Origin of the sequence: Nosocomiicoccus sp. HMSC067E10 (assembly GCF_001810835.1) — a bacterium.
GTDB lineage: Bacteria > Bacillota > Bacilli > Staphylococcales > Salinicoccaceae > Nosocomiicoccus > Nosocomiicoccus ampullae_A.
This window is the reverse complement of sequence record NZ_KV802746.1, coordinates 3943-15948: the sequence shown is the minus strand read 5'-3', so window position 1 is coordinate 15948 and position 12006 is coordinate 3943. Positions and strand designations below refer to the sequence as shown.

Here is a 12006-nt window from a genome sequence, read left to right as displayed (position 1 = left end):
TTCCAAAAGTCCAACTTTTGGGTAGCACATCAGAGCTGCTTGCGTTTTTATTTGTTAAATCGAGCTTCTTTTTTACTAGAAACTTCATAAAAATAAATACTTAGTACAATACCAATTCCGACCATGTTTGCCCATAAACCACTACCACCGTAACTTAAAAATGGTAACGGTAATCCAGTAATTGGTACGAGTTGAATCGTCATTCCGATATTTTGGAATATATGGAAAAACAGTAACGATAAAAATCCGATTATAAAATATCCACCGAAACTGTCGTGTGTTAACAGTGAAATTCTAAACAGTCGTAGTAATAATGAGAGTAATACGATGACTACAAAAGTCGTTCCAATAAAACCGAACTCTTCACCGATGATTGTAAATATAAAGTCCGTGTGGTTTTCAGGAATATAAATTATACCGTCCTTATAGCCACGACCTGTAATTCCACCTGATCCGATTGAAATGAGTGAGTTCATCAGTTGGAAACCACTGTCAGAAATGTATTTTTCTGGTTGTAGCCAAGAGTAAATTCTATCGAATTGATACGCGTGTACTCCGAGTTTATCGATTAAATCTGGTCGATATAAAATACCGAGTATCAGTGACACACCGACTGTCGTAACGACAAATACGACGGGTAAAATAAGCCACCAACTAATCCCAGATATGAGGACCATTCCAAAGAATATCGCAACCATGACGAGTGTCGTTCCTAAATCGTTTTGTAATAGTACTAACAACATTGGTAATGCGGAAACAACTGCCATTTTACCGAGTAATTTAACGTCTAATGATAAGTCGTCTTCAATCTTATATTTGTTATGTTGGCTGATGACGTATGCAAGTGCCATAATATATATGATTTTCATAAATTCAGAAGGCTGAACACTAAAAAAACCGAACTGATACCAACTTTTTGCACCGTTAATAATTGGAGTAATACTTTCAAATGGAGAAAAGTGTAGAAACACTAAACTCAAAATACCAAAAGCATATATACCCCATATATAATCTTTATAAAAATGGAACGGAATGAGCATTAAAATAAATGCAATTAAAAATCCAAATAAGTAAAATAATAGTTGTCGTTGAGCGAAATTTGTTGAATACTGTTCGCTCGTCATCGCACTGCTAATAATGAGTATGCTGATCGCTGCGAGCATAATAAGTATAAAAATAAGTGTCCAATCAATACGAACTAATATATTTAAATTTTGACGGGAATACTTTTTTTGATTCAATAGCTTCACCTAAATCTGTGGTAATCTAATATGTAGGACTTATGTCCATCTAATAATTATAACAGTATTTTATTAAAATTATAGGAATGAATATCATGATATCATTAACAATTAAAAAAATCTCCGAACTATGCGGAGGCAAGCTAAACGATAAAGCAAAAGAAATTGAAAATACAAAGATTCACGGAGTTTCAATCGATACGAGAACGATTGATACAAATAATTTGTTTGCACCGTTTGTCGGTGAAAATGTCGATGGACATGATTTTATATTGAATGCGATTGAATCAGGGGCATGTGTTTCTTTATCAGAAAAAGAAGATGTTGATGCACCGCTAATTATAGTAAAGGACGTTCAAAAAGCACTTGGTGACATCGCAAGAGGATATTTAAATACGTTAAATACAAAAGTCGTTGCGATTACAGGGTCTAACGGTAAGACGACGACAAAAGATATGGTCGAATGTGTATTAGCACCTCATTTTAACGTTAAAAAAACAATTGGAAACTACAACAATGAAATTGGAATGCCACTGACGATTTTTAATACGAAAGACGATACGGATATTTTGATATTAGAAATGGGAATGGATAATCTTGGTGACATCCATTATCTATCATCCATTGCTCGTCCTGACATTGCGATTTTAACGAACGTTGGAGAATCTCACATAGAAAAGTTAGGGTCTAAAGAAAACATCGCAAAAGGGAAGTATGAAATTGTCGATGATTTAAAAGAGGACGGGTTATTTATCTATTCCAATGACTATGTCGAACTCGAAAATCTTGTTAAAAAAGATACACCTTATGAACAGGTTACAGTCGGTTTAACTGATAAAAATGACCTCGTTGTGACAAACGTTAAAGAAGATAAAAACGGTGTGAGTTTTACACTAAATGGATTTGACTATTCAATTCCGTCACTTGGTAAGCATAACGCCGTTAACGCGAGCTTTGCGATCGCTCTTAGCAAGCATTTTAATATTAGTGAATCGGATGTAAAGAAAAGTTTAGAACAGTTAACGATCACAAATATGCGTATGGAGCAACATATCGATGAGACTGGCGCTTTAATTATTAATGATGCGTATAACGCAAGCCCTTCATCGATGAAAAGTGCAATTGATACAGTACGTCATTTAGATTATAAAAACAAAGTGCTCGTTTTAGGAGATATATTAGAGCTCGGTAGATACAGCGCTCAACTTCATGAATCGGTTGGAGCATATATAAATGAGGATAACAACTTTACACATATCTTCACTTATGGTGAACATGCGAAAACGATTCATGATACGATTCAAAAAGAAAATACACAACATTTCGAGTCGATAGAACAGTTAAAGAATAGTTTAAATTCGTTAAAAGATGAAAATACGGTCATACTATTAAAAGCATCTCGTGGTATGAAACTCGAAAGACTGATCAGTGAATAGTTGTTGTACAATGATCGTGAAAATGATAGCATTAAGTAGTTATGCATTATGAGATAATAGTTAAGAGTCAAAGGAGACTATACATTTGAAATTTTTTGAAGCACTAGGTGTAAGTGATGAAACAATACTTGCACTTGAAGAAATGGGGTTTGAAACTCCAACTCCGATTCAAGAGGAGAGTATTCCTTTCGCATTAGAAGGAAGAGACATATTAGGACAAGCACAAACAGGTACAGGAAAAACAGGAGCGTTTGGTATTCCACTCGTTGAAACAATCCAGCGTGGACAAGGAACGCAAGCGTTAATTTTAGCGCCGACAAGAGAACTTGCGATGCAAGTGAGCGAGCAACTTAAACATTTTTCTAAATATAAAAAGTTAAAAGTATCTGTTATTTTCGGAGGCGTATCAATCGAACGCCAAATTTCAGAGTTAAAAAGACACCCTGAAATTATCGTCGGGACTCCAGGACGAGTCATCGACCATATTAAACGTCGTACGTTAAAACTAAAACACATCACTAAATTCGTATTAGACGAAGCGGATGAAATGATGAACATGGGCTTTATCGACGATGTTAAGTTTATAATGGACCGTCTGCCTGAGGGGAATCGTCAAACGTTACTATTCAGTGCAACGATGCCAAAAGCAATTCAAGAACTCGTCACACGTTTCATGGATGAACCGAAAATCGTAAAAACGATGAACCAAAATCAATCAGATCCACAAATTGAAGAGTATTATACGATTGTGAAAGAGTTAGAAAAACTAGACGTATTCGTCGATTTTTTAGACGTTCATCGCCCGAAACTTGCGATCGTATTCGGTCGTACGAAACGTCGTGTAGACGAACTGACGAGTGCATTAATTGCTAAAGGATATTTAGCAGAAGGCCTTCACGGAGATATTACTCAGTCAAAACGACTCGAAGTATTAAAGAAGTTTAAAAATGACGCACTACAAATTTTAGTTGCAACAGACGTTGCTGCACGTGGGCTCGACATTACAGGTGTTACACACGTGTATAACTTTGATATTCCTCAAGACGCTGAAAGTTACACGCACCGTATCGGCCGTACAGGACGTGCTGGTGAAAGTGGTGTCGCGTTAACATTTGTTAACCCAATCGAAATGGGTTACTTACGTCTAATTGAGGAGACGAAAGGTAAACCGATTCGTCCGCTACGTCCACCATTTAAAGAAGAAGTAAAAGCGGCGCAAGCAGAAGTCATGATCGATAAAGTAAGAAAATACGAAGGAAAAGAAATCGACGAAGAAGTATACGAATTATCGAGAAAATTAGTCGAAACGTTCGATCCTTTAGATATTATTACTGCTTTTGTGAGCGAATATGTCAACGAAAAAGAAGACGATGCGATTCAATTATCATTTGAAAAGCCTCTACCAAGACGTGCAACAGCAAAACAGTCTGGTGGAAAACGTCGAGACTATAATCGCGGTAAAAAAGGTGATAGAAACAACCGTCGTAAACCTCAAAAACGCGACAACCGTGACAGATCGAATCATAAGAAGACATTTAAACAATTTATGAAGTAGTTTAGAGCGCCGTCTGGCGCTTTTTTTAATTTATAATAAAAAATAACTCATGTATAATAGATTAAAAAAGGAGTGTGCGCATGGAATCTGTCGATAAAAATCTACGTCCGTATATGCAACTTAGAGCAGTGCTCGATGGATTAGTTATCTTTTTACTTCCGACGATATATATCTTCGTGTCTTATATATTAGATTTTTATTTTAAATTATCAGTGATTATCTATGCCGTATTAATTGTACTCTATATCGTATTTCGTGTTTTATTACGTCCGATTTTATATACGAGAATTACAAAAATCGGTGTATATGACGATTATTTAATCGTTAAAAAAGGTTTTTTCTTTATAGAAACGGCATTGTATCCGATTGAACGTGTACAAATCGTTGAATTAGAAAAAGGATTTATTGCAAGACGATTTAATCTCGCGAAAATAAAATTAACAAACGCTGCATATACCGTTCGTTTACCAGAAATTGAAACGGTTCGGGCCGAGCAACTAAAAGATACGATTATCACGCGTTTAAAAGAGGTGGATAGTGATGTCTAACGTTCATAAATTACATCCTGTATCTTATCTTTTAACTATAATCGATGTATTTAAAAGATATTGGTACGTATTCGTACTTACTATATACAACCTCGGAACGAGTAAATTACAAGAAGGTGCACTAACAGATAACGCTTTTGGAATCATCTTAATAATCATCAGTATATTTTTAATTAGTACCGGTATCATTGAAAAGTGGACAGTGCGTTACTGGTTTGAAGCAGACAAGATCATTTATAAATCTGGGCTGTTCGTTAAGAATGAACGTGAGTTAAGTATCGATCGTATTCAAAGTATCGATATTACTCAACCAATACTCGCCCGACTATTTAACGTTGCAGTTGTAAACATTAAAAGTCCAGCTGAAAGTATTTCCCTACCTGGTGTGAAATACGATATGGCAGAGTCGATTCGAACGTATGTGTATCAGCAAAAAGAAGACGAAAACTCTTCTCAAGTACATGAAGAAGCCGAAAATGAATCGTATGAAACAAATAAGAGCGCTGATTTTAAATTAAATGAAGCAGAAGTCGTCTACGAAATTTCGCCAAAAGAAATGCTATTACTTATCGCAACGAGTGGAGGACTAGGAATGTTTTTAACAGCTGTCGCTGGGGGACTCGGGTACTTCGGATTTGATACGATTATTGTAAATGCGATTGAATCTCTCCAAGCACACGCAAGTACGTTATTTGTTCCGATTCTGATTGCGATAGGAATTGTCATTTTATTTATTGGAATAATTATCGGTGGCATCATCATATTTGTCAGATACTACGGTTACCAAATTAAAAAGCATAAAGATGACTTTATTATTCAGTACGGTTTACTCGAGAGAAAAACAATTACGATTAATAAGAAACGCATTCAAAATATTTCTGTAAGAGAAGACGGATTATTTGAGCGTCTATTTAAAATTCATGCGTTATATGTCGGAATTACGAGCAACGACTTTTCTGATGAAGACGTTGGAGACGTTGTGTTGACTCCTGTTATTAGACAAAGAGAGAGTTATAAATTTTTAAATGAACATTTTAGTGAGTATAATATCGAACGACCTGAACCGAATGTTCCGATTAGGGCATATAGGAGATATTTCCAAGTCTCGCTCTTTGTACTTTTTATGGTCTTTTCAATCACGAGTGGTATTCTTTATTACTATAATCAAATGATCGCATTATATATCGTACTTCTAGTCGGTGTGTTTATAATAGTTTTAACTATTATTAGTGGCATATATTCAGCTAAAAATAGCGGTGTTCGTATTGAAAATGGAGATTTAAATATGTTAACGACATCTTCATTTAAACGCAGTCATTATATTTTTAAACGCAGTAAAATTATCGACTGCGCGATTCGCCAAACGATATTTACAGAGCATGCAAACCTCGGAACTATTGAAGTGAAAACAGCGTCTGGTCTTATACCTACAACGGTTGACGTAAAACATTTAGAGTATAAAGAAGCAAATGAAATATTCGACTATGTAAGAAAGGGAGTTCAGAATGGAGAAAGTATCTAGAAAAGCGATTAACTACTGGAGAATTCAAGCTGTATTCGGACTTCTAGTCGCACTCGTCGTTATTATAATTTGTGGTGTTCTAGCATATTTCTTTGACTTTCTACACATTCCAGCGATGATTGTCGGAGGAATTGCAGGACTTTTTCTTTTATATGAACTGATCTATAGAATGTGGGTTCACCCAAGTTTATTTTATAAGTATTTTGAATTTAAATTTACAGATGAAGTACTCATCGTTAACGATGGTATATTTAACCGTAAGCACACGGTAATTCCACTTTTTAGAATCCAAAATGTAGACGTGACAGAAGGTCCAATCATGAGTAAATTCGGCTTAAAAGGAATTAGTATATCGACAGCGGGTGGTGGCACGTATATCCCTGAATTAGAAAAGGATCGTGCCGATGAAATTCGTACGATGATTCGAAGTATCGTAAAAGATAACCGAAAAAGAGAAATAGCAATTCTTAAAGAGGATGAAGTACATGATTAATGGTCTCGGCACAGATATTATCGAAATTGAACGTATTCAATCAGTTAATAAAGACGACCGTTTGGCACGTCGTATTTTAAGTGATGAAGAACTCGCAAAGTATATGTCAATTAAAAATACCGAGAGAAAGCTTGAGTATTTAGCCGGGCGCTTTGCAGGGAAAGAAGCATACGCAAAGGCACTTGGAACAGGAATTGGCGCTTTAAACTTTAAACATATTGAGATTTTAAACGACGATGACGGAAAACCGTATATAGTAAATACAAATTCACTGATTTCAATATCCCACTCTAAACAATACGCGACAGCGACTGTCATTATAATGAGTGATAATTAAGGAGAGTATAATTATGGAAGATAGATTTTATCGAGATGCATACGTTGAAGTCGATTTAGACCGAATATACCGTAACTATTTAGAAGTTCAGCGACTACACGAAGATAAGACATTTATTGCTGTTGTGAAATCTAATGCATACGGACATGGCGCCGTAAGAGTAAGTCAATTTTTAGAAGAAAATGGGGTAGACTTTTTTGCGGTTGGAACACTCGATGAAGCGATTGAACTAAGAATGCACGGTATAAAATCTAAAATACTCATTCTTGGAATCATCAATCCAGAACATATAAATAAAGCAATCCAGCATCGCATCGCACTCACAGCTCCAAATTTAAAGTGGCTTGAAGCGGCATTAAAACATAATACCGGTGAATATGACAAAAACGTATGGATTCATATTAAAGTGAATAGCCATATGAATCGCTACGGTACAGATGATGTTGAAGAAATTAAAGAGATGATTGAAAAAATAGAAGCATCAGATCACTTCGTATACGAAGGTATTTTTTCTCATCTTGCACTTGCTGCATCGACGTCTTACGGTGCACAAAAGGAAATTGACAAATTTAAAACAATTGTAGAATCAGTAAAACGCCCACAATTTGTACACGTATTAAATTCAGCGGGTTCGTTACTGTTTGATGGTGATTTTACGAATGCAGTTCGAATAGGAATTTCACTATATGGCTATTACCCAAGTTTAATGGTCAAAGAGAAATCACAAGTTCCACTTAACCCTGCGTTACGACTGATCACATACGTTGTCGATACGCATGAATTAAAGAAAAACGACTTTGTCGGTTACGATGAGACATTTATCGTCGATAGCGATACGAAAATCGCGACGATACCGATCGGATACGGCGACGGCTTATTAAGAAAACATACAGGATATACTGTAAAAGTGAACGACAAACACTATCCATTTGTCGGCCGTATTTGTATGGATGCTGCGATGATTGAAGTAGATGCTAAAGTTGGAGATGAAGTCATCATTATTGATAACCATTACGATAGTCCACAATCACTTGAGCGCTTTAGTGCACACGTCGGCACAATACCGTATGAATCGACAAATTTACTAACGAGACGACTACCACGCGTATACAAACAATCTGGTGAAATAGACGTATCCAATGAAATCTTAAAATAATTCAGAGAATGTTACTTATTATGTTAAAATATAAGTAATGTTATGGATAATAAAGGGAGAGGATTATTGTGAGTTCATATATGTTAGACAAATCAATAGAACAGTCTATGAAAGACGGATATTTAGAGATGTCTGAACTTAACTTAATAATCGCTAGAGAAGGTTTTCATCTTGAATGTGAGGTAGAACGTATCTACTCCCAAAAACTTCAAAATGAACAAAATAAAAACAATAACAAAAAAGATGGTGAGTAGATGAAACGTGGAGAAGTATACCTAGCTGATCTTTCTCCAGTTCAAGGCTCTGAACAGGGCGGTAAACGCCCTGTTGTTATTATTCAAAATGATACGGGGAACAAGTTTTCACCGACGTTAATCGTCGCTGCGATTACTGGAAAAATTGATAAAGCAAAAATACCGACACACGTCGAAGTGAACGCTGAAAAGTATAAGTTTAAGACTAACTCGGTAATACTGCTAGAGCAAATTCGAACGATAGATAAGACTAGGTTACAAGAAAAACTTACATATTTAGATGATGAGAAAATGAAAGAAGTGGACAAGGCGATTCAGATCAGCCTTGGACTAGACGATGATTCACACAAAAAGCAAAAGAAGAAACATCGTAAATCGAAGTAAGCATTACATACATATTAATGAATAGGAGGAGCACGATTGACCTACATTGATAAACTTGCAAAAGAATACGAAACGATACTACAACTATTCATTTATGAGAATGCAGTGGATGAAGCAATCGCACGATGCCAAACGTTCAGTCAAAATGTTATTGAAATAGACACTTCTCCTGAAGAAATTGTATCTTTACATATTCAAATGCTCAATCATTTACATATTAACGACGGTGAAGAAATAAAAAAGTCGTTAGAAATTCTTGAGGAAGTCATGATATCATTCGGATTTACGTACCGTGATTATCGAGCGATGCTCGATCAAATTAATCATCATGACCAAGAATTAGAAGTCGCTGCAAGTGTTCAGCGTACGATGTTAAAGTCAGAAATTCCAATTATCGATAACTCACAACTCGGTGCAATTAGTGTTGCTGCAGGAAAAGTAAACGGAGACTACTTTAACATATTAAAACAATATGACGATAAAGTAGGTATCGCAGTTGCAGACGTCATCGGTTCAGGTATCCCTGCATCTATTGCGATGGCGATGTTAAAGTTCTCTTTAGAACTCTCACATTTAACGTATAGCCCTCACCGTGTGTTAGAGAAAATTAATGACTTAGTAGAAAAAAACATCAATAAAAATATGTTTATTACGATGTTTTATGCCGTTTATGATTATAAAAACTTTGAACTTACATACGCTAGTGCTGGTCACGAGCCCGCATTAATATATCGATATGAAGACGACATCTTTGAAACACTCGATACGAGAGACCTTGTCCTCGGTGTGATGCAAGGCGTTTCCTATAAAGAAAGTACAGTTTCACTTAATGATAAAGATATGATTTTCATTTACACTGATGGGGTTTCAGAATTAAGAAAGCACGACGGTACTTTTATAGATATGGAAGACGTTAAAAATATGATTCGCGATAATCGCGACGAACATCCGCAAGATATCGTCCGAAATCTATATCAGCAACTCACTCGTATGCAAGATCAGACTCGAAAAGATGATTTAACGTGTATTTTAATTAAGACGCTACATTAACGTTTATTAAAAAATCAATACGGGTATTGTATTACTATATATTTGTCTGAAATGGAGTAGGATTACTGTTATGAATATTAAGATTGAAGTCAAAGAGGCACAAGAAGTATTTTATGTGAAAGTTGGAGGAGAACTCGACATTTATACAGTGCCGGAATTAAAGAAAGTATTTAACCCGATCGTCTCAGAAGGCACTCATAACTTACACGTCGATTTAAGTGACCTTACATATATGGATTCAACAGGACTTGGTCTTTTTGTTGGGACACTCAAAGATTTAAATCAGTATAATAATGAGTTAAGAATTTCAGGTGCAAACGATCGTGTTATGAAACTATTTGAAATTACAGGACTAAGCGACTTGATTCAAATCACGCAATCGGGAGCGAATGTAGATGAGTAAAAATTATGAATATATAGAAATGAAAATACCTGCAAAACCAAAATACGTAGGGCTCGTTCGCCTAACGTTATCTGGTATTTTAAATAGTGCTGGCGCGACATACGAAGAAATTGAAGATACGAAGATTGCTGTTAGCGAAGCGGTAACGAACGCAGTGAAGCATGCATATTCTGATAGCGATAATGAAATTACTATCGGATTTGCGGTATCAGAGGGTCGTGTTGAAATTATCGTTCAAGATTCTGGAAAAAGTTTTGACTATGAAACGGTAAAAAAAGAACTTGGACCGTACGAAGAGTCTGATTCTGTAAGCTTTTTAAGAGAAGGAGGACTTGGGCTTTTCCTAATTGAGACACTAATGGATGATGTGAACGTTAGACGTACACAAGGTGTGACAATTAGTATGGTGAAGTACATTGGTGAAGGTCAGGTGCAAAAAGATGGAGCAATCACAAACTAGAAAAGAACTTTCACGTGATGAAATTAATCGCTTAATTACTGAATATCAAGAAACTGGAAGCGATGAAGCACAAACGCGTTTAGTTTATCACTATGAAAAACTCATCGAGTCACTCGCATATCGATATTCAAAAGGGCAATCACATCACGAAGACCTTGTACAAGTCGGTATGATTGGATTGCTCGGTGCAATTAAACGATTCGATTTATCTTTTGAGCGTAAATTTGAAGCATTTCTAGTACCGACAGTTCTCGGTGAAATCAAACGTTATTTAAGAGATAAAACGTGGAGTGTTCATGTCCCGAGGCGTATTAAAGAGCTTGGTCCAAAAATCAAACGTTCTACAGATGAGTTAACGAATGAGCTAGAGCGATCACCATCTGTTAAAGAAATCGCAGAATATATCGGTGCAACAGAAGAAGAAGTACTCGAAGCGATGGAGATGGGACAAAGCTACAATGCGTTAAGTGTGGATCACTCGATTGACGCAGATAACGAAGGTTCATCTGTGACGTTACTCGACGTAATGGGTGAGGAAGATGATAATTATGCTCAAACCGAGGAACGTTTACTTATAGAAAAGTTATTACCGATTTTATCTGAAAGAGAACAACAGATTATACGATATACATTTTTAGAATCTTTAAGTCAAAAAGAGACTGGAGAAAAAATCGGTTTAAGCCAAATGCATGTATCAAGATTACAACGTGCAGCACTTAAAAAGTTGAGAGATTCTGTTAAAAATACAGATATAGATATTTAAGCCTAATCATAATGATTAGGTTTTATTGTTTAGGAGGACATTATGAACGAAATATTAGTTAAAGAGTTATCGAGTAAATTAAAAATTAAATCAGAGTATGTATTAAACGTACTCAATATGTTAGAAGAAAATGCGACGGTGCCTTTTATCGCACGTTATAGAAAAGAACAAACGGGCGGACTTGATGAAGTTTCAATTAAGCAAATTTCTGATGAGTATAACTATCTAGAAGAATTAGAAAAAAGAAAAGAAGATGTCATTCGCTTAATCGACGAACAAGGGCTACTTACTGAAGATCTAAAAAATCAAATATTACGTCAAACATCTCAAGCACGTGTTGAAGATTTATATCGTCCGTTTAGACAGAAGAAGAAAACATCTTCATCTGCATTGAAGTCGTATTT

At 35.8% G+C, this 12006-nt stretch carries 15 protein-coding genes; 14 read left to right on the top strand and 1 reads right to left on the bottom strand.

What is annotated here, in order from left to right; genetic code table 11:
- Positions 1–47: 47 nt before the first annotated feature.
- A complete protein-coding gene (locus HMPREF2767_RS01285) occupies positions 48–1241 on the bottom strand; it encodes an FtsW/RodA/SpoVE family cell cycle protein (protein WP_246828746.1) in 1194 nt (397 codons plus the stop codon).
- Between the two features lie 95 nt (positions 1242–1336).
- Here HMPREF2767_RS01285 and murF point away from each other — a divergent pair, with 95 nt between their 5' ends.
- From murF to HMPREF2767_RS01215, 14 genes are all read left to right on the top strand, one after another.
- Positions 1337–2677, top strand: a complete 1341-nt coding sequence (gene murF / locus HMPREF2767_RS01280) for a UDP-N-acetylmuramoyl-tripeptide--D-alanyl-D-alanine ligase (RefSeq protein WP_070622281.1) — start codon at positions 1337–1339, stop codon at positions 2675–2677.
- 85 nt (positions 2678–2762) lie between these two features.
- Complete coding sequence (locus HMPREF2767_RS01275) at positions 2763–4232, top strand: DEAD/DEAH box helicase (protein WP_068128526.1); 1470 nt, start codon at positions 2763–2765, stop codon at positions 4230–4232.
- An 80-nt stretch (positions 4233–4312) separates the two neighbouring features.
- Positions 4313–4780, top strand: coding sequence for a PH domain-containing protein (locus HMPREF2767_RS01270; protein WP_070457011.1), 468 nt, complete (start codon positions 4313–4315; stop codon positions 4778–4780).
- Positions 4773–6302, top strand: a complete 1530-nt coding sequence (locus HMPREF2767_RS01265) for a PH domain-containing protein (protein WP_070622279.1) — start codon at positions 4773–4775, stop codon at positions 6300–6302. Before HMPREF2767_RS01270 ends, HMPREF2767_RS01265 begins: the two co-directional genes overlap by 8 nt.
- A complete protein-coding gene (locus HMPREF2767_RS01260) occupies positions 6286–6795 on the top strand; it encodes a PH domain-containing protein (protein ID WP_068128521.1) in 510 nt (169 codons plus the stop codon). The genes HMPREF2767_RS01265 and HMPREF2767_RS01260 overlap by 17 nt, the downstream gene beginning before the upstream one ends.
- The gene (acpS, locus tag HMPREF2767_RS01255; RefSeq protein WP_068128519.1) at positions 6788–7132 is read left to right on the top strand and encodes a holo-ACP synthase; all 345 of its coding nucleotides are present in this window, start codon (positions 6788–6790) and stop codon (positions 7130–7132) included. Before HMPREF2767_RS01260 ends, acpS begins: the two co-directional genes overlap by 8 nt.
- Before the next feature lie 13 nt (positions 7133–7145).
- Entirely contained in the window at positions 7146–8288 is a 1143-nt protein-coding gene (gene alr / locus HMPREF2767_RS01250) for an alanine racemase (RefSeq protein WP_070622277.1), read from the top strand.
- Between the two features lie 68 nt (positions 8289–8356).
- Positions 8357–8542: a hypothetical protein gene (locus HMPREF2767_RS08850; protein WP_068128515.1), complete on the top strand. Its 186-nt coding sequence runs from the start codon at positions 8357–8359 to the stop codon at positions 8540–8542.
- Positions 8543–8926 (top strand): type II toxin-antitoxin system PemK/MazF family toxin, encoded by a 384-nt coding sequence (locus HMPREF2767_RS01240; RefSeq protein ID WP_070622275.1) that lies wholly within the window; start codon positions 8543–8545, stop codon positions 8924–8926.
- Positions 8927–8962: 36 nt separating this feature from the next.
- Positions 8963–9976 carry a SpoIIE family protein phosphatase gene (locus HMPREF2767_RS01235; RefSeq protein ID WP_083286838.1) on the top strand — a complete coding sequence of 338 codons (1014 nt, stop codon included), beginning with the start codon at positions 8963–8965 and terminating at the stop codon, positions 9974–9976.
- Positions 9977–10046: 70 nt separating this feature from the next.
- The gene (locus HMPREF2767_RS01230) at positions 10047–10379 is read left to right on the top strand and encodes an STAS domain-containing protein (protein ID WP_068128511.1); all 333 of its coding nucleotides are present in this window, start codon (positions 10047–10049) and stop codon (positions 10377–10379) included.
- The gene (gene rsbW, locus HMPREF2767_RS01225; protein WP_070622273.1) at positions 10372–10839 is read left to right on the top strand and encodes an anti-sigma B factor RsbW; all 468 of its coding nucleotides are present in this window, start codon (positions 10372–10374) and stop codon (positions 10837–10839) included. The genes HMPREF2767_RS01230 and rsbW overlap by 8 nt, the downstream gene beginning before the upstream one ends.
- On the top strand, positions 10820–11602 hold the full coding sequence (gene sigB / locus HMPREF2767_RS01220) for an RNA polymerase sigma factor SigB (RefSeq protein WP_040928273.1): 783 nt from the start codon (positions 10820–10822) through the stop codon (positions 11600–11602). Before rsbW ends, sigB begins: the two co-directional genes overlap by 20 nt.
- A gap of 42 nt (positions 11603–11644) precedes the next feature.
- A partial coding sequence (locus HMPREF2767_RS01215; RefSeq protein ID WP_305778313.1) for a Tex-like N-terminal domain-containing protein occupies positions 11645–12006 on the top strand: 362 nt, incomplete at its 3' end.